Consider the following 21,887-nt stretch of genomic DNA (forward strand, 5'->3'; position numbering starts at 1 on the left):
CTTTCTGGGCGCAGTCGACTGGAGCACGGCGTCAGCAAAATATCGCCTGGCCCTCTATGTGATTGGCGGGACGTCGGGACGGAGCGACAAGCGGGTGCTGGAACCGGAGGCGATCCGGGCGGAACTGGCGCGGGGCGGTCAACTACCGCTGGGGCAGATCCTGCGGTTAAGGATCCGGCACATGACCGACGGGGTGTTCCTGGGCTCGAAGGAGTTCGTGAACCAGATGTGGGAGCGGCACCGGGACAAGTTCGGCAAGCGGCGGAAGAGCGGCGCCCGCATCATTCGCGGCGCCCCCATACCTGGGCTCACCGTCCTGCGAGATCTGCAAGTCGACGCGGTGGAGTAAGTCGCACCGCCTGAGGCGAAGGCATTGGATTCATCCACTTGTCCGGTGCCCCACCACATTTTGTCAAGGATCCCGACGTTTCGAGGCGCTTCATGCTCCATCATGGCCACGCAACTGCATGACCGCGTGGTGATTGGAGGTGCCGCGTTGAAATGTAAACCAGACCGACAATTCGGCGGCGTGATCACCGCTCTCCCCATGGCGAACAGACCCCGACGGGCGTCCTGACCTGCCGGGCCAACAGACTTGACCCGATCCCGGGACGGCAACCCGCCCCTTCCTGAGGCGTAAAGAACGTGGTGAACGGGCTTGGCCAGGCTGAACCGCCGATTTCCACCTGAACCCGTTCGCGAATGTTCTTCAAGGCATCAAAAATGCTCGCCAAAGACGCTTCCCGCTCCCGACACGCCCAGCTCGGCTGGGATTGTATTCATTGGGGTCCTGGTGCAGGAGCAATTCCCAAGGTTGGTCCACTGATCCAAACATGAAGAAGTCCATAACGGCAATCCATGGCGCGTGTGCCCTGATGTTGGCGGCGCCTTTATTGCATGCAGTACCCACTCCGGTCGGACCGCCGCTGGCGGGATCGGGCGACGGTTTGAATTCACGGTGGGTGGTGGTCGATCCCTCCATCAAGCCGGATACCATCGCGCAAGCCGAGGCGGTGCTGGCAATGGGTCCCGGAGATGCGGGATTCGTTTCCCAAACCGAAGCCATCGTTCCCAACATCGCATTCTACGACGGCATCGGCGGTTATTCGGATTCGGGCTTTCCCATGCCTGATCCGGCGACCGACCCGCGGTATGCCGTCCGGTACACGGGGTTCCTGAACATCGTCACCGGCGGAGACTACCGGTTCTTCTCGTTCACGGATGACGGGTTCCGTTTTGACCTCGGGGGAGAGACCATCTCGTCCTTCGATGGCAATCGCGGACCGGATGTGAGCGTCAGCGGCCTCTATTCCCTTGGAGCGGGTCTTTATCCAATCGCCTTTCTGGGTTGGGAACAGGGCGGCGTCTTTGTCACCGAACTGTCCTGGTCCCTGGATGGAGCACCGGAGTCCATCATCCCCCAAAGCGCCTTCTTCTCCAGGCGTCCCTCGACCGGGGTGCCGGACGCCGGCTCCACCCTTGTCCTGCTGATGGTGGGAGTCGTCGCGGGCCGCGCCCTGCTCGGCCGGTTTCCCTGAGGGACTGAAGTCTGGCGCCATGCCAGGATGTTGGCCGAACGCGGAGTACTCTCCTCCGCCTCGACGCGTCCTGGACATCGACACGGGGGATGGACGGACCCACGAACCGCTCCATCCCCCGCATTGACATCCCCCGCCCGATGCAAGGCATAACAGGGGTCGCCGCATGGGACTCTTTGGGAGCCGCCAGAAGAAACACGGGCTGTACTACCTGCTGCCAGGGATGACCCGCGCCAACCGCAACAAGCGCCGACGCGTCTTTCGCTGGGCCATCGTGGTCGGCCTCTTCGCAAGCGCCCTGATCGCCTCCATCCTCTGGCTCTTCAATCGCTGATCCAACCGCTCGTTTGAGGGTTGCGCCACCCGGCACCCGTTCGGAGCATGCCCGCGCATGTCGGGTTTGGATCCCCAGATCGCCATCGCCGTCGTGGATGATGACCCGGCGGTGCGCGAGGTCCTCGGCGAGTTCATTGCCGCCGCCCCGGACATGCTCTGCGCCGGGGTCTTCCCCACCGGCGAGGCGTTCCTCCGCGCCCTGCCCGATCTCCCGGTTCAGATCGTCCTCATGGACATCCAGTTGCCCGGCATGTCCGGCATCGACTGCATCCGCCGCATCAAGGAACTCCAGCCCGCGATCCAGGTCCTGATGCTCACCGTTTTCGAGGATCACGATCGCATCTTCCGTTCCCTTGCCGCCGGGGCCACCGGGTACCTGCTCAAGCAGACACCGCCCGATCGACTGCTCGAGTCCATCCGCGAACTCCATCGGGGTGGAACTCCCCTGTCCGCCCAAGTCGCCCGCCGCGTCGTCGAGACCTTCCAGCAACCCGCCCCCGCCCCCGCTCCAGCCGGACTATCCGTCCTCTCCCCCAGGGAACAGCAGATCCTCGCCCTCCTTGCCCAGGGCCGGCTCTACAAGGAGATCGCCGCCACCCTCAGCCTCAGCCTGGACACCGTCCGCACCCACCTCCGCAATATCTACGCCAAACTCGAAGTCCGCAGCCGCACCGAAGCGGTCATGAAGGTGTACGGCCGCAGACCGCCGGAGCCGTGAGGTGGCAGCAGACCCCCTTTTCGCCCGGTTCCTCGACGCAAACCATCGGAATCCCACCGCCATATACGGTGACGGGCCCCGTCGGGAGACATCTGCCCAGCCTCTATGCCTGCCTGCCCTTCACGCTTCCACCCGCCCATGCTACAGACGTCGCCCCCGGATGATTCCCGTCGTGCCATCCGTGAAGGTCGCCCGGATGGCCAGGTCACCGTACTGGTTCATCGGGTCCCACAGTGTTCCGCTGGAGAAAACCCTGGACGTCTCCCCCACCTCCATCCCCTCCCGGACGACCGGGGTAACGCTGATGGGAACGATCCTCAAGTCCCGGGGTTCCCCTGATGGCGCCACATCCCGGATCACGACGTCCACGGCGTAGATCCCCGCCTGCCCGTGACGCGTGCCCGAGAACGCAAGGGTTACCTTCTGATCCACCAGGGGACTGCCCTGCGAAAGCACGGCGGTGCGGTCGGTCGCACTGAACGCCTCGAATCCCAGCGTCGCGCCGATGACATTGGACAGCACCACCCAACTCCGGACCGCCAGGGGATCCAGGACCGCCAGATGCAGGCTGACGCCGTCGCCGCTGTCCCTCAGGAATGCCAGCGTGCTGCCGTCCGGCGAAATCCCCGGCGCCTCCCCCGCGGCATGGGTCGCGACGGTCTCCAAGGCGGCGGTTGGGTAGCGGCATACCACAATGTTCGATCCCTGATTCCGGAGCACGATGTGATCCGAATTCGACAGCTGCGGCCGCACAATAGGAAGCGGTCCGCCCACCGCCAGATCCGTAAGCCGCACCGGCGGTTCGGAAATCCCCGCGAAGAGGGATAGGGTCGTGCTGCCATCCGTCAGGGCGGTGAAGGTGACCACCCCGTTATCATTGATATCCAGATAGAAGGTCGCCGAATTGAAGTAAGTCGGTGACCGCCCAATGGTCGTCGCCCCCAGGGATCCGTCCTCGGGCCAGCTTCGAACAAAAAACGTCGGCGGAGTCCCGCTGACGCGGTCCCGACTGGCCACCCTTGCCGGACTCGCATTGTTGATGGCCGCCCCGCCGAAGGTGCGCGTCGAACTGAAGAAACTCACACTCGATACCACGCCATTAGTGGGAACCACGAACACCTTGCTGAAACCCGACTCGAACCCGGTGAAGGCAATGGTCCCGGCGTCGTTGATTCCCACGTTCGGCTCGATGAACGAGAGATCGCCTCCCGACGTCACCGCCAGGCTCAGCTCATACCCGCCCGCGTCCAGAGGTGGCCGCGTGGTCCCCGCGTAGAAACCCGGCATGTGCAGATAGTACGCAAGGATCTGGGCGTCGGTGAGCGCCAGCTCGTTGAACAGCACTTCCGTATCTCCGATCTGCATCCAGACCGAGGGGGAGAAGTGCGATTCCCTGTACTGCGTCGAGTCCTGCCGGTCCAGGTCGAAGCGATCCGTCCGGAATCCTCCCGTGAATCCATCCCCGTTGAGGTCATACCGCGAATAATCGCGGGTCGCAGGCACCTTGTGAAAGGGGGCCATGGGAACGCCCGCAACCTCATGAAAGTAATTGCTCATGAACCGGGAGACATCGTGCTCGTTGAAAACCCCGTTCTCGTGGGCATCCATGAGGGAATGGCGCACCGGCGCGCTGGTGGGCGTGGGATCCGTGGCCTCGTCGATCGAGAGCACCGCCGCGTAGGCGTCGATGAACCGGAGCCCGGCCCCGTTCGTGCGGCTGGTCGCCAGGATGCAGTCCCGGGTCCTCGAACTCGGCAGATCGATCAACCGGTTGCCTGGCAACGCCTGCGAGACCGTCAGCAGGTAGGCCGCCAAACCGGCAACCTGGGGTGCGGCGAAGCTCGTGCCACTGTTCGTTCGAGCTCCGCCACCAGGCAATTGCCCGACAGCCACAGCCTCGCCGACTGCCACCACATCGGGGGTTTCGTCCGAGAACGTCGATTCCAGAAATGCGTCAATGTCGTCCAGATCAACTTGCTGGATGCTTCCCACCACCAAGGTGTTCTCCGCGGGGGGGATCAGGTCGAGTCCGGCGGACGTCACACTGGCTTCCAATGCGGCGGCCGCCGCTGGGCTGGCAGTCACGTCCGGTTCGTCGCGGTTGGTTGACCTCCAAAGGGGATCGCTGGCAGCCCAGGCGAAGGTCGGGTCGCTCAAGGTGACCGCCGACAGCGGATTGGAGTAGTGTGCCGTGCGTGCTCCTTCGTACACCAACCCACCCTCCCGACTCCGATAGTTCCCGGCTGCGACGGTTGCGACAAAATTGGACCACATTCCGGAAGTGCGACGTTTCCATTCGGCGGAGTGCCTGGCCCGCTCAATGGGAACATTTCCAAGAGGCAGGTCTTCTCCATACTCGAGCGAGGCATTAAGCACAAACTTGCTCCCGGAGGCACTGAGCGCGTACACAACCCTGGTGAGATGTTTGATGAGGTCCCCCCACCCAAAACCGGCAACTTGGAGTCCGCGCAGATTGAGGTGTGCGCTCCCATCGAAGCCAAAAGGGTGAGCTCCTATCGGCGGGTTGGGGGTCCAATCGGATGCCACGACCGCCGTCACCTCATAACCATGGCTGTAGCTGCCGGTGGAGGGATGCGTCATGGAAAAGTACGGCACCTTGCTGGGGAACCAAGCTGGCGGGGAGGCTCCGAAAAAGTCCACCACCACCACTGGGATGGGGTTGGGTTGTTGCAGGACCAGGTAACCAAGGTTCCATGCCGCAGGAAACCTTCCTGAGAGTAGGTGGTCTAAATCGGCCTGCGTACCAGCGGTTACCTCGTAAGGCACCCTTCCGCTGCTCGCCATTCTCGAAACGAAGACGGCATCGATCCCGGGCTGCGAGGAGAGCAGGTCCGCCAGGGCCGCCATACTGTCCGCATCCGGTTGCCTCGGCACGGAGACGACCAGGGTCGGGGCACCGGGGAGCATGTCGAGGATTCGGGCTCCAATGGCTGCAAGCGCACGATTCACATCGTCCACAGTCGCATCCTCCAGGAAATGGACGTCGAGACGATCCAGGAGGACTCCATCGACCAGGTCTTCCGGGGTCGCAGCGCGCCCTGGCAAATCGATGATGACATCAAGAGCGCGCCCCGCCGGCGGACCCCCGAGCAAGGCGCCATCCACGGTCACATCCCACACCAGGGCGGATGGATCGAAGGGAAACAGGCGGTCATGGCGCAGGGTGAAGGTGTTCAATCCCAGCCGCGACTGACCCGCCGCCAGATCTCCGAACGAAACCGTGTCCTCGACGAGGGTTGTGTGGGGCGAGGTGCTGAACACCGTGGCGCGAAGTCCGAAGAAGTCCGTGGGATGGGGGTTGGTCAGTCGCACCGTGTAGGTGTATTCGATCTCGGTCCGACCCACCCGGCGCGAACTGACCAGCGCCTCCCGGGCGACCTCGATCCCGGGAATCTCAGCGCGGCCGGTCGTCGGTCCCCCGGCAAGCCCTGCCGCCATGAGAATCCCCCCCACGACCCCGGCCCGACGCCATCGTCCCCGCCCGCCGGCCAGCGCCCAGCCCAGCACCAGCACCGCCATCGCCACGGCAACCGCCGGCTCGGGAACGGCCGCCGTGGTTCCCGAGGCGACCACCTGGTACTCGGGGACCAGACGGTAGATTTCGAAGTCCTGGGAACCCGGTTGACCGACGCCCCGCCACACGAAGTCGATGACGAACGGGTCGGCCAGCGAGGCCGCCCCGGGTCCCACCCGGATGCTCAACGCGTCGTAGAAACCCCGGTCGGGAATCTCCAGGTCGGGCTGAACCGCCAGCACATCCCAGTCCGAATTCACGAACGGCGGAGGACTCTGCAGATCGGAATAACTCGCGGGATCGAAATAGACGGCAAACCCGGTGTCCGCGAGAAACTCATACCCACTGACCCGATACTCATAGCGCCACAAATCCGACCCCTCGGCGACATCGGTGAGATTGATGGCCTGGAACAGGATCGCCTGGCCCGCCGCTGGCAGCCCGGGCAGCAGAATCATCAGTGTCAGAAATGTGGCCAGTGCCTGTCTCAAAATTGAAAAATTCCAGGTCATGAGACCTGGCTTGCGGACCGACTGGCGTTCTGGGCACGGGCCAACACGTGGAGTTTCGACGGACATGGTGGGTGACAGACTTGGAGGTTGTTACGCAATGGGCACGCGATCCGCGCCTCGGGGAGCACCTGGTGTCGCGCCGACTCAACAGCACGGTGCTGTTTCATGAGTACGAACCGAACGACGAACCCAGCCTGACCCGAACCCGAGCCCCGTGCCTACTCGCACAAAGGTGGTAGGCGCCGGGGGTGGCGGACGCCTGCCCGCCCATGGCAAACTTCGGAGGTGAGCGTCTGCGGACAACGATGGGACGGCCGCGCCCGCGGGCCGGGGACGCCCGACTTTCCCGTCGCGGTCGGGGAGGTCGCGTTCAGGCGCCTCGGCCTGACCCTGGCCCTGTTGACGTTCGTTCTCGGCAATGGGCGGGCCCGGGCAAGCGTTCCCGATCCTCCCCACCCGGAAGCACCCGCCGGCCTCGTCCGCTGGTGGCCCAATCCATGGAATGCCCGCGAAGTCCTCAGCGGGCGCATGGGGGTGGTCATGGGCATCCTGCCGGAGACCGGGTCCGAGGACACAGATCCCCGGTTCGGGGAGGAGACCGGATGGGTCCAGCTCCGACCGCCCCTGCCATCCGGCCCGTTCACGCTCGCGCTCTGGGTGAGGAGCCTGGACGGTTACCACGCCCCGATGCTGTCGCAGCAGGCCGGCGCGCGGTCGTGGCGCATCGTTCAACAATCGCACCGCGGATCCGGAGCCTTCGTGGCGGGCCCCGGAAGTCCAGACGACCCGGAGGGATTCGATGGGTTCGTGCTCACTCCCGAGGTCTGGCATCACCTGGTCATCGCCCAGCGCCCGGACCGCACGCTGCGCATCTGGGTGGACGGCTTGCCGACCCTCGACGGAACGACGTCCCGCGAACTGCCGCCCGAGACGGAATGGCTGTGTCTCGGCAACGACCCGAAGGGCGACGGCACCTGGCGCGGACATCTCCGGGATGTGCGGGTGTACAACCGGGTCCTTTCGGACGGGGAAGTCCGGGAACTCCACGGTCGGGGACTGCCGCCTCCGGCCCCGCTCCTCGACACCACGCCACGGGCCGCCCGCCTGGGAAGTCCGTGGCTGACGACCGTTTCCAACCTCAACACCGCGCCCCTCGATGTCCTGTACCGCCGCTACACGGCGGAGGACGGACTGCCCGCCAACAGTGTGCAATGCGTGCTTCAGGGGCGTTCAGGGCACCTCTGGGTGGGGACCGAGTTGGGACTGACCCGCTTCGATGGCCGCAGCTTCCGGGTGTTCGACGAGGGCAACACCCCGGCCCTGGCGACCCTCGGATCCGACATCAGCTGTCTCGCCGAATCGGAGGACGGCACGCTCTGGGCTGGTGTGTATGGCGGGTTGCTCCGTGCCCGCGGCACCGAGTTCACGGCGTTCACCAACGGCCTGCCCGAGCGGTTCATATTGCGCGCCGTGCCGGACAGGGACGGGACGGTCTGGGTCGCCGGGTTCAGCGTCAATCACACCGATCGGGGCATCTGCCGGGTCCGCCGCTACGATCCCGTCACGCAGACGTCCCTTTCCGAGGTGCCGCTGCCGGGCCAACCGCGTCATCTCCTGCCCGGTCGGGCGGGGTTATGGATGGCCACGGAAGAGCCCAACGCCATCTGGCTCTGGCGCGAGGACTGGGAGACACCCGTGCGGGTCGCATCCATCCTTCCCACGGCGCCATGGATCCGTGTGACGGCGCGATTGTCGGAATTCCCTGGCGTAACCCTGCGTGCCGGGACCGGCAATGAAGGCGAACTGCAGTGGGTCGAGTTCCAACCGGAGGCCGGCCTGCCCGGATTCGTGTACCGGATCCAGCGCGGCAGCCTTCCCATTGCGCCCAATCCCTGGAGCGGCCCGCCGTCCACCCCGCTGTGGATCGCCGGCCGGACAGGCCTCAGTCGCGTCGATGCGGAAGGCACCCGCGCCGTGCGGATCCCGGGGGCCATCCAGGCCCCGCGCATCGAATGCCTGACCGCGAACCGCGAAGGCGGGATCTGGTTCGGAACCAGCGAGGACGGACTTCACCTCGTTCGCGAGCGCAGTGTCACGCTCCTGACCACGGCGGACGGGTTGCCTTCCGACGACGTTCGCTCGGTCAGTCTCGCCTCCGATGGCACCCTGTGGGTGGCAACGCGCAACGGCCCGGCACGACGCGGATCAGGGACGACCGGGTGGGAGACGGTCGCCTCCTACCGCGGCATCAGCGTGATCGCCAGCCACGGGGGCCTGCCTCTCGTCGCCAGCACCGGCTTCGGGGAGGACGCCCTTTGGGGCCTCTTCCAAGGCGGTCCCCCCGCCCCGGTGCTGCCCGGCCTTCCGTGGAAGTTCCCGACCTCCCTGCATCCAGCCCGTGATGGAAGCGTCTGGGTCGCCTGCGACCTCGGGTTGACCCGCCTCGGGCCCTCCCTGCTTCGATCGGACCGCCACCCTTCCGACACCGACGCCGCGACGGAAGCGGAGCATCGCCACTGGGTCCGATGGCGCGTAGGTCATGAGATTCCCCAGACCGTTCCCATCGGGGTGGTGCAGGATCGGGACGGTTCCATCTGGTGCGGCTCCAAAGGCGCGGGCCTCCTGCATGTCCGCACCAACGGGGTCGGGATCCTCACCTTGAGCGACGGACTCCCGTCGCTCCATTGTGCTGCCCTGCTGGCCGAGGACGACGGATCGATCTGGCTTATCACCGAGGCTGGACTGGCCCGACGCCGCGACGGGCGGTTCGCCGTGTTGGATCCCGAAAAGGGCCTTCCGGACCGGGCCATCGCGGCCATGATCACCGATCGGCAGGGCAACTATTGGTTGGGCGGACAGCGGGGCATCCACCGCCTTGCGCGGTCCGAAGTCGAGGCCGTCCTCGCCGGAGAAATCCCCCGCCTGACCAGCCTCACGCTCGGCGTCGCCGAAGGACTGCGCACACCCGAATGTTCCATCGGTGTTCAACCCGCCATCGCCCGAACCCCCGACGGCCGCATCTGGGTCGCCACCCGCGGCGGCCTTGCCTCATTGGATCCCGAATCGATCCAAGGGCGGCTGCAACCCACGGAAACCTGGATCGAATCCCTCCGTGCCAACGGCGACGACATCGACCTGCGCCCGGCCGGAAACCGCTCCCCTGGCCCCGCCCAGCCGGTCCTCCTCCCCCCCGGTTCGGGAACAGGCCTCGAAATCGAGTTCTCCGCCGTCAGCCTCAACGATGCCGCCGCCCTCCGCTTCCGTTACCGCCTCGATGGGCACGACCGCGATTGGTCGCCCACCACCGACCGTCGTTTCGCCGTCTACACCAACCTGCGGCCCGGCCCGTACCGGTTTCGGGTCCAGGCCACCCGCTGGAACGACCGCTGGCATCCCGAGGAAACCGTACTGCCCTTCCACATCCAGCCTCACTTCTGGGAGACCCCCTCCTTCCGCCTCCTCACGGTCCTCTCAGCCGCCGCCCTTATCGGCCTCCTCCATCGTCGCCGGCTCGTTGGCCTGCGCCGGTTCGAGCAACTCCGGCGTCAGGAGGCTCTCGCCAGCGAACGCGCCCGCATCGCCGCTGACCTCCACGACGACCTCGGCGCCGCCCTCACCCAGATCTCCATGTTCGGAGAACTCGCCAAGGCCAAATCCCCCGCCGACAGCCCCGCCCGCCGCGCCCTCGACCGCGCCCTCGAAGTCTCCCGTGAAACCACCGCGCGCATGGGGGATCTCATCTGGTCCACCAACCCCGACTCGGACTCCCTCGATCAACTCATCGCCCACCTGCGCGAACAGGTGGCCCGCCAGTTGGATGCCGCCGGGAAGACCTTCCTTCCCTGCTTCCCCGACACCGTCCCCAAATGCCACCTGTCCGCCATCTTCCGCCGCAACCTCCTCCTCGTCGTCAAGGAGGCCGTCCACAACGCCCTCAAACACGGCGACGCAGACCGGATCGAAGTCACTGTCGATGCCCATCCGGCCGCCCTGTCGATCCGCATCGCGGACAACGGGTGCGGTTTCGTTCCCGCCGTCCGCGCCCACGCCGGACACGGCTTGAACAACATGCGCCGCCGCATCCTGGAACTCGGCGGACAATTCGAACTCACCGCCGCCCCCGGCAACGGCACCCGCGTCGCCCTTCAGGTCCCCCTGCCCCGGTCATGACACGGGCCTGACCTGCCAGGTCAATACCGGCGCCTGAATCCGACGCCAAGAGTCATCACGCTGGCGTCCCACCCGGGAGTCACCACCCCGCAAGTCAGAACGCCTCCCCCTCCAACGCCGGGGTCGTCGGTGGGGAACGCCGCACCTTCGAAGCCTGCTCGTAGGCGTGCGCGATCCGGAACAGGACGGGTTCGGAGAAAGGCCGTCCGAGAAACTCGATCCCGATGGGCCCGTTCGATTCCCGCGTGTACCCCGCCGGAACCAGCACCGCCGGAAGTCCGGTCACGGCACTGAACGGATTGTCCTTTTCCGTCTGGGTCGCCAGGTGCGGCTCGGGCGGCACCGACTTGAACGGATGCACCAGGCAATCGAGCTGGTACTGATCCATCAACCGCACCGCGGCGGCCCGCAGCGTCTCGCGCGTCTTGAGCCGCGCCAGGTAATCCGGATGGTGCATCAGCGAATGAACTTCCCGGGTGGCCTTGACGATGTTGCTCTTCACCAGGCTGCCGCCCTTGGCCAGGAGTTCCTCGACGCTCCGGATCGGGGCGTCCGGCCCGAGCCTCCTGAAATAGACCTCATAGGAAAACGGTCCCTCGTAGTAGTTCAGCCGCGCGTCGGTCATCAGGGCGAACAGATCGAATCCCAGGGTCAACGGGTCGAGGATCACCGCACCCTGCGCCTTCATCGCGGCAATGGCCTGCTCGACCAGCGCCACGCCCTCCTCGTGCTGCGGGCCCTTGCGGAACAGATCCCGAAACACCCCGATGCGTGCGCCCCGCAACCCGTCGGCCCGCAGAAACGAGGTGTAGGGCTGCGCCGGCAGCCGCCCCAACGATTGCGCGGTGAGCAGATCCTCCGCATCGAACCCCGCCACCACATCGGTCAAGGCCGCGACATCATAAACGCTGCGCCCCATCGGACCGCAGCGTTCCTGGTGGAACGAGGTCATGGTCTGGCCCGCGCGGCTGATCAACCCTTCGGTCGGCGCAAGGCCCACCAGGCTGTTGTTCGCGGTCGGATTGCGAATCGAGACGCCCGTCTCGCTCCCCAGGCCGCCCTGCGCAAACCACGCGGCCAGGGCGGCCCCGGTCCCGCCGCTCGATCCGCCCGGAGTGAGGTCGAGGTTGTAAGGGTTGAGCGTCCGGCCCAGCACGGTGCTCTGGTTCCCCCGCGGCGGCACACCGAACCAGTCGCTCATGTTGACCTTGGCCAGAATGATCGCGCCAGCCTCGCGCAACCGGGCGACGACGAACGCGTCGTGGATCGGCTGCGAATCCTTCATCGGCAGGAACCCGCAGGTCGTCGGCATATCCCTCGTGTCGAAGAGATCCTTCAACACCACCGGCACCCCATGGTACGGCGACCGGGGCCCGCGGGTGCGCCGTTCCTCGTCCAGCGCCCGGGCCTCCTCAAGCGCACGCGGATTCAGGTGGATCACCGAGTTGATCGCCGGCCCCTGCCGGTCGTAGGCCTCGATCCGGCGCAGGTACATCCCCACGAGCTTTTCCGAGGTCAACCGCCCCTCGTCCATCGCCCGTTGAAGATCCGCCACCGTGGCATCCTCCAGACGCACCGTGGGGGCGGCAGCCCGGGCTTGAGGCGAACCCAACCCCGGTCCTGACAAGCCCGCGAGCAGGGCGAGAGCAACCATCGTAGGGAGAACTGGAATGCGTTTCATAGTGAGTGCGGGTCGGGAGAGATCTGATTCACAGCGCCTTCAGAGGAAGCGTTTCCACAAGTCCGGGCCACCCCACGGCTTCGACGGGTCCTGCTTCTCCCGTTCATGTCGCAGCGGGCACCGAGGAACCCATCCGCCCGGATTCGGAGGCGACGGCCACGGGCTCCAACGCGGGTCCGGAAATCGCCGCCTTCCGCCGCGACAGGAACGAATACATCGCCGGAATGACAAACAGCGTCAGCGCACCGCCGCTGATCAAACCCCCGATCACGGCGATGCCCATCGACACCCGGCTCTCCGAACCCGCCCCGATGGCGAGGGCGATCGGCAGGATGCCAAGGATGGTCGAGAGCGTGGTCATCAGGATCGGCCGCAACCGTGCGGTCGCCGCCTGATGCGCGGCCACCAGGGCCGACGGCGCGCCCGCATCCCGGCGCTGATTGGCGAACTCGACGATGAGGATGCCGTTCTTGGCCACCAACCCGATCAGCATGATCAGACCGATCTGGGAGAAAATGTTCAGCGACTGCCCGAACATCCACAACCCCAGCAGCGCCCCGGCGATGGCCAGGGGCACGGTCAGCAGGATGACAAACGGATCGAGGAAGCTCTCGAACTGCGCAGCCAGCACCAGGTAGATCAGGATCAGCGCCAGGAGGAACACCCAGCCGAGCGACGAGGAACTCTCGACGAAATCCCTCGCACCGCCGGTCAAGGACGTGGTGAACCGGTCGTCCAGGGTCGCCCGTGCCACCTCTTCGAACACGGCGATCCCCTCGCCCATGGTGCGCCCGTGGGCCAGGGTCCCGGCCACGGTGGCCGCGCTGTACCGGTTGTACCGATACAACTCGGGCGGCGCGCTGCTCTCCTCGAGGGTCACCAGGTTGTCCAGCCGCACCACGCTCGAACCGTCCGCGGTGGGGACCACAATGGTGCCCAGATCGCGCGGCCTCGACCGGTAATCCCGGGTGAACTGCCCGATCACATCGTACTGCTTCCCTTCGTGAATGAAGTACCCGAAGCGCTGCCCGCTCAACGCCGCCTGGAGCGCCTCCGCAATGTCCAGCGCGCTCACCCCAAGCATCTGCGCCTTGTCCCGCTCGATCCGCACCTGCACCTCGGGCTTGCTGAAGCGCAGATCCGCATCGACGAAGGTGAACACCGGACTCCGCCGCGCCGCCTCGAGAAAGGCGGGCAGCACCTCCCGCAAGGGCTCCAGTCCGGTCGCCTGGATCACGAATTGCACCCCGCTCTGCGTCGAGCGCCGTTCCCCGATGCTGGCCTCCTGCGTGATGTTGAGCCGGGCCCCCGTGAACTCCGCTCCCAGCCCCTGAAGATCCGCCGCAATCTCCTGCTGCGAACGGCTCCGCGTTTCCTTGTCCGTCAGAAACAACCGCACAAACCCCGTGTTGATCGCCCCCTGGATTCCCGGCCCCCCCCCCGACCCGGGCACCTGGGTCATGGTCACCGGCGCTTCGGGCACCCGCTCCATCACCGCCTTGGCGACATCATCCATGTAGTTCTGCATGTAGTCGTAGCTGACCCCCTCGGGAGCCGTCGCCCGGACCCAGATGCGTCCCCGATCCTCGAGGGGTGACAGCTCCCGGGGTAGGACCTGGAACACCGTGTGAATCGCGAAGGCCGCCCCCACCAGCACCGCCAGACCCAGCCAGCGCCACCTCAGGAACCCGTCCAGCAGCCGCCCGTACCCCGCCTCGATCGCCTGGAAGAACGGCTCGGTTGTCCTCATCAGCCACCCGTGCCGTTCCCGCCGCCTCAGCAGCCGCGAACTCACCATCGGCGCCAGCGTCAATGCCACGATCGCCGAGATCACCACCGCCCCGGCAATGGTCACCCCGAACTCCCGGAACAACCGCCCGGACAGTCCCCCCATGAACAGCAGCGGCAGGAACACCACCACCAGCGAGGCCGTGGTCGCCAGGATGGCCAGGAAGATCTCCCTCAACCCCGCGATGGCCGCCTCGATCGGCGGCATGCCCTGCTCGACCTTGGCGTAGATGTTCTCCAGCACGACGATCGCGTCGTCCACCACCAGGCCGATCGCCAGCACCATCCCCAGCAGCGTGAGCGTGTTGATCGAAAACCCCGCCGCCGCCATCACCGCAAACCCGCCCACAATCGACACCGGAATCGCCAGCACCGGAATCAGCGTGGTCCGCCACTCCCGGAAGAAGGCGAACACCACCAGCACCACCAGCACGAAGGCGATGCCCAGCGTCTCGGTGACCTCCCGCAACGAACGCCTCACGTACTGCGTGTTGTCGAAGGCGATCTCCATCTGGATGTCCTCCGGCAGTTCCCGTCGCACCCGGTCCAGCCGCCGATGCAGTTCGTCCACAATCTCGATCTGGTTGGCCCCGGGTTGCGGACGGAAGTACAGCCCCGCGATCGGAAACTCCCCCATCTTGAGCGCCCCGCGCTCGTTCTGCGGTCCCAACTCGGCATACCCGACGTCGCGAAACCGCACGATCCCCTCGGGGCCGCGCTTGATCACCAGCGCATTGAACTCGGCCGGCGTGTTCAGCCGGGAGAAGGTCTTCACCGGCAGCTCGATCGACTCGCCCTCGATCCGTCCGGACGGCAGCTCGATGCTCTCCCGCTGCAACGCCCGCCGGATGTCCACGGGCGACAGGTTGTAGGCCGCGATCTTCTCCGGATCCATCCACAGCCGCATCGCGTACCGCTTCTCGGCCGGTTGATCGACCGAGGCGATGCCGGGCACCGTCTGCAACCGTTCCCTCAGCGCATTCGCGTAGGCGCCCAGCTCGAGCTGCGAACGCCGCTCGCTCCGCAACGCAATCCCGAAGATCGGACTCGAATCCGCATGCGCCTTGTTGAGCACCGGAGGGTTCACGTCCGGCGGAAGGTTCCGCACCGCCCGCGCCACCTGGTCCCGCACATCGCTCGCGGCGGCATCCAGATCGGTGTCGAGGCTGAACTCCGCACTGACCTGGCTCACGCCCTCGCGGCTCGTCGAGGTCAGGGTCCGGATGCCCGCCACGGTGTTGATGGCCTCCTCGATCGGCTCGGTGATCTGCGCCTGCACCACCTCGGCCGCCGCGCCCACATACGAGGTGTTGATCGACAAGGTCGGAGGATCCACCGCCGGATACTCGCGCACCCCGAGCTGCGTCAACCCGATGATCCCCGCGATGACGATCAGCAGGGCGATGACGATCGTGAGCACCGGCCTTCGGATGCCAATCTCGGCGGCGGTCATGACGAAGGGCCGTTCCCGTTGGCAAACATCGGCTGGACCGCGAGGCCGGCCCGCATCTGCTGGATTCCCGAGGTGAGCACGATGTCCCCCGGCTTCAGTCCGGAAAGGATCTGCACGGCAACCTCGGTCCGGGTGCCCGTTTCCACCGCACGCCGCTCGGCCCTGCCATCCACCGCCACAAACACGTTCTTCTCGACCAGGCCCGGCACCACCGCCACCGACGGCACCAGGATCGCATCCTCGAGCCGGTCCAGCGTGAACTCGACGCTGGCAAAGGCGCCCGGCAGGAGCCGGCCCCGCGGATTCGGACAGACCGCGCGGAGCAGCAGCGTGCGCGTGCTGCTCTCGATCCGCGGATCGAACGCGTAGATCTCCCCTTGGAACCGCTCCTCGAATCCGACCACCGAAAACCGGATCGGACTGCCCACCTGGATCCGGCCCGCGTACCGCTCGGGCACCGAAAAATCCACCTTGAGGTGATCGATGTTCTGCAACGTGGCGATCCGCGTGTTCGCGCTCACGAAGGCGCCCAGGCTCACGTACCGCAGTCCCACGATGCCATCGAACGGCGCCCGGATCTCCGTCTTGGCAATCTGCGCCTCGATCAGCGTCAGGTCCGCTTCCAGGACGTCCAGCTCGCTCATCACGGTGTCGTACTCCTCCTGGTTGCTGATCCCCTCCTGCAGCAGCAACGCCATCCGCCGCTCCCGCCTCGACGTGAGTTCCTTTCGGAATGTCACCCGCGCATGCGAGGCCTGCAGGTCGGCGTCGTTCAGTTTCACCAGCAGGTCTCCGGCCTTCACCCGTGACCCCTCGGTGAAGTGGATGCCCACCACCTTCCCGTTGATCTCCGCCTGCAACTCCACCCCCTCATCCGCTCGCAGCGTACCCGTCGACGTCACCACCTCCGCCAGCAGCGTCGGTCGCACCACCACCGCCGAAACCCGCATCGGCGGTCGGGATGCCGCCGGAGCCCCAACGGCCGGGCCCTGGGCCCCCGGTGCTGGTGCCGGGGATCGCAGTCCCCAACGGGCTCCCCAGAACACCGCCACCCCGATCCCCACCACGGCGGCCATCACCACGAATTTCCGAACGGGCTTCATGGAATCGAATGGGAACGTCAGTGGGTGTCGAAGATCCGCTGGTACTCCGCAATCCTGCCCAGGATCGCGCGGCGCTCCGCCTCCGTCGGTCGCATCGGATCCACCGCCGGAGGCAGGGCCCCGAGCTTCAGCAACGAGGCCATCAGCAGGAGCCGCGCCTTGGTGGCGGTCAGGTTCCCGCCTTCGATGTAGAGATCGTTCGCGTTCCGCCGCATGAAGCCCTCGGGATTCCCCCGGTTCACCTTGACCAGGGGGAACCCGGAGAACACCGCCCGCTCGAGCGCCGCCTGCACCGGCATCGTCAGCCCCCCGCCGGTCACCCCTTCCTGGACGAACCCAGCCAGGGCTTCACCCCGAAGGTTCGCCTCGATCCGTGACAACACCTCGACCTCGTCGTCGCCGTTCGCGAACGGATCCGGATCCCGCCACCGCGATGCCTTCACAATGCTGACGTTCGGAATCGATTCAGGAACCAGGTTCCCAGCGGTGTCCTTCACCCGCACCGCCCGCGTCGCAATCCGCGTTCCGTCGCGCCGCACGCCCGTCACCGTTTCCGGCAGGGCACTGATCCGCACTTCCGAACGGTGGGTGTGGAGCCGGTTCGGGAGGAAGGTGATGGTGGTGTCGTAGCCGACGCTCCCGAGCACCCCGCCGAACCCGCCGGTGGCCACATAACCGCCCGGCCGCGCATCGCCCTTCTGCACCTCGCGTGCCGAGAACACCACCTGGTCCACGATCAACACCCCGCCCAGGCGGTCCCGGCCGCGCTCATCCGCCCACAGCCCGGACAGGATGTACTGGACGCCGTCCACAATGTTGCGGTCGCCGTCGGCGCTCAGATACCCGCGCGCCCGCTGCGCACTGTGGCAGACGATCGGGCGCGTCGTGTCGATGAGGAGGTTCAACCAGTAGGCCGACTCCTCGACGTTCGGACTTCCCTCGAGCCAGATCCCGCCCGCGTATTCCCCGCCCGCCATCGCCTCCTGCACAATCCGCGTCGCCACCGCCAGCCGCCCGCGCGGCGCGTCGGCACGATGCTCGCCGTACCGGAAGAAGTCCCGCCCCAGCCGCTCCGGCGGCACATCGCCGGTGCCATGATCCGTGCGCCGTCCCGCCGGAAGCCCTTTGGTATATCCCCCCGACGGCGCCGGCCGGTAGAAGTGGTACTCGGCCTTGCCGTAGAGCGATCCCCCCGACCGTTCGATCTCCTCGAAGATCCGCGACCCGTCCGGATAAAAGGTCTGCCGGGTCTGCTCGAACGGCGCCCCGGGAAACGCCCCCGCGGCGTCCCACGCCTTCCCGTCCCGTTGCCGGGCCACATAGGGCAGCGGATACAATCCATCCTCCGGCCGCAGTTCCACCGCGTACACCGGCCGGTCGTCCGGTCCCGTCCGCTGCTCCCGAAACCGGCCGTCCCGGTCCAGATAACCGTCCGGCGGTGCGTACAGCTCCGCCGCATCCGACTCGAGGGGGTGCGCGGAGAACGCCTCGATATACACCGTCACCGGCGCCGCCAGGCGCTGGGCATACAGCCGGTCGAAGGCCAGCGGCCGGCCGTCCGGCCCGTTCAGCAGCGGCAACCCGTGCTGATGCCGCGCCTTGTTCCCGGTGATCAGCGGATAGGCGTTCTGGATGGTCGCCGTCGGCCCCGAAAACACCGCGATCTTCGGCAAGGGCACCTCCGCCGACGCCACGTGCATCATCGAGCACGTCGTCATGACGACTCCGATCCCGGCCCGGAGGGTTTGTGTGGTCATGCAGGAAAGTCGCCCCTTCAAGCCAGACCGCGTCATCGGGGGGACGGCAGGCCCATCACCCGCGTCCGCGCGCGTACCCGATCGTCTCCTCACAGGGTCACCCTTTGGTATCCGCCCAGCTTCTTCTCGAGATGCGCCATGGCCGCGAACACGACGTGCTCACACCACGGCTGGCCGACCACCTGCACCCCGATGGGAAGCTGGTTCCGGCAGCTTCCGCCGCGCACCACCCCGGCGGGATAGCCCGTCAGGTTGTAGATCGAGGTGAAGCTCGCACCCGGCAGGCTCCCCACATCGTCCGGATCCCCGATCGGTGGGAGCGGCGTCGCCCGCACCGGGCAGATCAGGACATCGTAGTTCTCCATGAAGGTCAGGATCTCGGTCCGGATGGCGTCCTGGCGCTCGAGCATCGCCACGAACTCCGCCACGGGAACCTGCGGCTGGTCGAACCGGCGCGCCGGACCGGGCACGATGGTCCCGTAGCGTTCGGTCAACCGCTTCTGCCAGGCATTGCCGTCGCCCCGCGTCAACCGGCCCCGCAACTCGACCGCCTCCATGATGTGGGGCGGCACGGCCTCGGCGACGGCACATCCGGCGTCGGACAGCGCCTTCACCGCCGCCTGAATCACCGACACCACTTCGCTCGAGGCGCCGGCCGCCCCCGGACCCTGCTGCGTGTAGAACCCGATCCGCAGTCTCGGCAGTTCAACCTCCGCAGGATCGCCCAGCGGAACGTCGTGAATCGCGGCGTCGATGTAGTCCGGACCGCTGACGATCGGCAGTAGGGTCACCAGATCCTCGACCCGGCGCGCCATGGGCCCGAGCTGCTGGTAGTAGTCGAAGGTGCCGCCGTAATCGATGATGTGTCCGGTGCGCGGAATGCGGCCCGAGGTCGGCTTGATCCCCGCGATCCCGCACGCATGCGACGGACCGCGAATGCTCCCTCCAAAGTCGCTCCCGATGTCGAACGAGGCCCCGCCCGCCGCCACGATCGCCCCCGCGCCTCCGCTCGATCCATAGGTCGTGTAGCGCGGGTTGTACGGGTTCCGCGTCATCCCGTAGAGGATGTTCGCGGTGGTGCCCAACCCGGACACGCCGCCCGTGGTGAACTCCGGCGTGTTCGTCTTTCCCAGCAGAATGGCACCGGCAGCACGCAGCCGGGCAACGGAGGTCGCGTCGCGCGGAGGAATGAAGTGCGAGCGACCCTGCGTGCCGCCGGTGGAAATCACCCCCTCGGTGTCGAGGGAATCCTTGAGGGTCATCGGCACCCCGTGCAGCGCCCCCTTGATCTCGCCCCGCGCCAGCGCCTCGTCCGCCGCCTTCGCCTCGCGCAGCGCCCGGTCGAAGCAGGGCATGACCACGGCGTTCAGAATCGGATCCACCTTCTGGATCCGGTCGATGTGCAGCCGCACAACCTCAGAGGCCGAGACCTTCTTCGTTCGAATCCACTGCGCCAGCTTGGTCGCCGACATGAACAGCGGATCGTCGCTCGAATCCGTCGAGGTCCGATAGGCGGCCGTCGCCGTTCGGAGGATGGCCGGCGCCATCGCCAGCCCGGCGGCTACCGCCCCCAGGGTGCGATGGCGGCGCGGCTGGAACCACTGGCGACGCGACACGCCCCGCGCGGCGGGAACATGGCGGGATTCGGGCACTACGGGGGAAATGGAGGAGTTCATAGAGTTTCGTCGGTTGAAGGCTCGGGAGTTTCAAAGGGAGGCCAGCAGCATCGAGGGCGCCTTCCAGCCGCCCGTCTTTTCCAGGAATTGTCCGACCGCGAAGATGTGATCCTCACGCCATGGCTGACCGACAATCTGGAGACCGAGCGGCAGCCCTTCCGCAGATGTCCCGTACCGCACCACGCACGCGGGCCAGGTGGTCAGGTTGTAGATCGAGGTGTACCCCGCCGACTGCGGCACCGGCCGGTCATGCGCCGGCGCCGGGAAGGCGTTGGTCGGACACAGGATGATGTCGTAGTTCTTCATCCACCCCAGCAACCGGCTGCGCAGGGCGTCCTGCCGTTCCATGTAATCGGTGAACTCAGAGGTCGGGATGGTGTTGCCCGTCAGGTTCCGCCGGATGCCCGGCGATGGCTCGGTGGTCCCCGCCTTGTCCAGCAACCGCTGGTACCACGCCCCCCCGTCCGCCCGCGTCAGCTTCTGCCGGATCTCGTTCCCCTCGGCGTCGCCCCCATGAAAATCCTCCTTCACCATCGCCCCCGCCTCGCTCATCGCCCGCGCCGCGGCCCGCACCATGGCCTGCGTCTCCGGTGTCGGCGTCACCACCCCGTTGTCCGTGTAAAACGCCACCCGCAGGGATTTCAGATCCACCTTCGCCGGATCCCCCAGCGGCGCCGGCACCGCCGCGGCATCCCGGAAGTCCGGCCCCGAAACGATCGGCAGGAGGGTGATCATATCGACCATCCATCGCGCCATCGGCCCCAACTGCTGGTAGGAATCAAACGCCCCCCCGTATCCCGGCCAGTGTCCCGTCCGCGGAACGCGACCCGTCGTCGGCTTGACCCCGGCAATGCCGCAGGCGTGGGCCGGGGACCGGATGCTGCCCCCGAAGTCGCTCCCGATGTCGAAGGGCGATCCGCAGGCCGCCACGATCGCCCCCGCCCCGCCGCTCGATCCCCGCGGCGTGTGCGCGGTGTTGTAGGGATTGTTGGTCTGGCCAAAGACCAGGTTGTAGGTCCCCCGGTTGAAGCCGCCCAGGGTGAACTCCGGGGTGTTGGTCTTGCCCAGCAGGATGGCCCCGGCCTTCCGCAACCGCGCCGCCACCGTGGCGTCCTTCGTGGGAACCCAGCTCCGCAGTCCCAGCGACCCCGCCGTCGTCACCACCCCCTCCGTCTCGATCGAATCCTTCAGCGTGAACGGCACCCCGTGCAGCGGTCCTGCAACGTCGCCCCGCGCCAGCCGCGAGTCGGCCATCTTCGCTTCCGCCATCGCCCGGTCCCCGCACACGGTCACCACCGCGTTCAACATCGGGTGCAGCGACTCGATCCGGCGCAGGCAGGCCTCGACGATCTCCACCGACGAGATCTCCTTCTTCCGGATCCGCGACGCCAGTTCGGTGGCGGACTGCGTCAGGAGTTCGGACGGTGCCGCGCCCCAGCTCACACTGGCCAGGCGCCCGGAGGCCAGCACACCGCCCGCCATGGCGCCCGCGGCGAGAAACTGCCGTCGTGACCAGGTTTCAGACCGGGTTCGGCGGCAACCGGATCGGGAGGCGGTGGCGGGAAGGTCACTCTCGAGGACGGGGGTGGATTCCGACATGGGATGCGTTGGATTCATGGG

12 protein-coding genes are annotated in these 21,887 nt (G+C 66.6%); 5 read left to right on the forward strand and 7 right to left on the reverse strand.

Annotated elements, in window-relative coordinates; all coding sequences use genetic code 11:
- The 4 genes from KF833_20155 to KF833_20170 all read left to right on the forward strand — a co-directional run.
- Window positions 1–349, forward strand: a 349-nt coding sequence (locus tag KF833_20155) for a hypothetical protein (protein MBX3747628.1), incomplete at its 5' end; no start/stop codon positions are given.
- A gap of 484 nt (window positions 350–833) precedes the next feature.
- Window positions 834–1,538: a hypothetical protein gene (locus KF833_20160; protein ID MBX3747629.1), complete on the forward strand. Its 705-nt coding sequence runs from the start codon at window positions 834–836 to the stop codon at window positions 1,536–1,538.
- A gap of 166 nt (window positions 1,539–1,704) precedes the next feature.
- The gene (locus KF833_20165) at window positions 1,705–1,872 is read left to right on the forward strand and encodes a hypothetical protein (GenBank protein ID MBX3747630.1); all 168 of its coding nucleotides are present in this window, start codon (window positions 1,705–1,707) and stop codon (window positions 1,870–1,872) included.
- 57 nt (window positions 1,873–1,929) lie between these two features.
- On the forward strand, window positions 1,930–2,592 hold the full coding sequence (locus KF833_20170; protein MBX3747631.1) for a response regulator transcription factor: 663 nt from the start codon (window positions 1,930–1,932) through the stop codon (window positions 2,590–2,592).
- Window positions 2,593–2,733: 141 nt separating this feature from the next.
- Here the strand turns inward: KF833_20170 and KF833_20175 are convergent, their stop codons facing one another.
- Complete coding sequence (locus KF833_20175) at window positions 2,734–6,585, reverse strand: S8 family serine peptidase (protein ID MBX3747632.1); 3,852 nt, start codon at window positions 6,583–6,585, stop codon at window positions 2,734–2,736.
- Between the two features lie 339 nt (window positions 6,586–6,924).
- On the opposite strand from KF833_20175, the gene KF833_20180 reads away from it, so the two are divergent.
- Window positions 6,925–10,809, forward strand: a complete 3,885-nt coding sequence (locus tag KF833_20180; GenBank protein MBX3747633.1) for a hypothetical protein — start codon at window positions 6,925–6,927, stop codon at window positions 10,807–10,809.
- Window positions 10,810–10,903: 94 nt separating this feature from the next.
- Here the strand turns inward: KF833_20180 and KF833_20185 are convergent, their stop codons facing one another.
- The 6 genes from KF833_20185 to KF833_20210 form a co-directional block, all read right to left on the reverse strand.
- Entirely contained in the window at window positions 10,904–12,463 is a 1,560-nt protein-coding gene (locus KF833_20185) for an amidase (GenBank protein MBX3747634.1), read from the reverse strand.
- A gap of 130 nt (window positions 12,464–12,593) precedes the next feature.
- Window positions 12,594–15,731, reverse strand: a complete 3,138-nt coding sequence (locus KF833_20190; protein ID MBX3747635.1) for an efflux RND transporter permease subunit — start codon at window positions 15,729–15,731, stop codon at window positions 12,594–12,596.
- Window positions 15,728–16,834: an efflux RND transporter periplasmic adaptor subunit gene (locus tag KF833_20195; GenBank protein ID MBX3747636.1), complete on the reverse strand. Its 1,107-nt coding sequence runs from the start codon at window positions 16,832–16,834 to the stop codon at window positions 15,728–15,730. Before KF833_20195 ends, KF833_20190 begins: the two co-directional genes overlap by 4 nt.
- Window positions 16,835–16,851: 17 nt before the next feature.
- Window positions 16,852–18,552, reverse strand: a complete 1,701-nt coding sequence (locus KF833_20200; protein ID MBX3747637.1) for an asparaginase — start codon at window positions 18,550–18,552, stop codon at window positions 16,852–16,854.
- A gap of 128 nt (window positions 18,553–18,680) precedes the next feature.
- Window positions 18,681–20,267: an amidase gene (locus KF833_20205; protein ID MBX3747638.1), complete on the reverse strand. Its 1,587-nt coding sequence runs from the start codon at window positions 20,265–20,267 to the stop codon at window positions 18,681–18,683.
- Window positions 20,268–20,297: 30 nt separating this feature from the next.
- The gene (locus tag KF833_20210) at window positions 20,298–21,866 is read right to left on the reverse strand and encodes an amidase (GenBank protein MBX3747639.1); all 1,569 of its coding nucleotides are present in this window, start codon (window positions 21,864–21,866) and stop codon (window positions 20,298–20,300) included.
- Window positions 21,867–21,887 lie beyond the last annotated feature (21 nt).

This window comes from Verrucomicrobiia bacterium, assembly GCA_019634625.1.
Classification (GTDB): domain Bacteria; phylum Verrucomicrobiota; class Verrucomicrobiia; order Limisphaerales; family CAIMTB01; genus CAIMTB01.